The organism is Treponema sp. R6D11 (genome assembly GCF_054786075.1).
In genome coordinates this window covers 1-1,019 of the sequence record NZ_BDHD01000444.1, presented here as the reverse complement: position 1 = coordinate 1,019, position 1,019 = coordinate 1, and the positions used below count along the sequence as shown (strand labels likewise).

Annotated in this window: 1 protein-coding gene; it reads right to left on the bottom strand. The window is 42.6% G+C overall.

Annotation, left to right across the window (positions count from 1 at the left end; translation table 11 throughout):
- A partial coding sequence (locus ACYVTD_RS13820; RefSeq protein WP_461248307.1) for an MBG domain-containing protein occupies positions 1–1,019 on the bottom strand: 1,019 nt, incomplete at both ends.

Here is a 1,019-nt window from a genome sequence, read left to right as displayed (position 1 = left end):
AAAGCAGATATAATCATAATCGCCAGCCGAGTTGATATACCCATCAATAGAAAACGCCGTCCCAATATTACCAACATTAAGCGCATTGGCTATATTATTTCCAATTTTATCGCCCGTCGAAGCGTTTTCTTGAATTAGATTTAAGGTTGGATTAATCGTATTAACCGTCAACGTCCCCGTTTGATAAACTATAGTATATGTATAGTTCGTCGTCGCAGCATATGCAAATCCAGAAGCCATAATCGTATATGTGCCAGCAGGTCTAGTAACCCCAGCCGTACCATTCGCAGTCACGCTACCATTCGTCTTCGTAGGGTTCCCAGGTATCGCAGCATTAGCAACACCATTATAATAAACAGTATGAGTAAACGCTGGGTCCGATTGCCCAAATTCTTTGCTCTTATCATCCGCCTTAAGAGTCACAGTTATAACATCTTTCGTAACAGTCAGTGTGCCTGTTTGATACGTTATCACATAATCATATTTGTTCGATGTAAATACAAATCCGCTAGGTGTAATATTATATGTGCCAACAGGTCGCGCCATACCAGCTGTTCCAGCCGTCGTGTATGTTCCTCCAGATATAACAAGCGTGTTGTCCCCTAGTTCCGCAGGAGTTAACTCATAACTATTAGCAGGGTCATCATATCCAAACACCTTCGATTTATTAGCCGCTTTAAGCGTGACAGTTTTCGTTCCCTTTGTTATCCTAAACGTGCCAACCAAAACATGATCCGTCGCGCAATAATTGCCAGCAGCAACTTGCGACACACGAACTTCATAATCGCCAACTTCAACAGGTAACGCTGTCGAACCGTTATAGTAAAGCGTCATAGCACCAGCAGATGTCGATACAACATTAGCCTGCTTCGGTGTGCCATCATATTTAACTTCGTTTCCGGCAACAAATACATCCGTCCAGCCTGTTCTGTTGATAATAATCTTATATTTCCCTGATGTCGAGCTAGAATACCCGCGAACAGCAATATAATACACTTGCCCAGCAGTCAGGTTATATG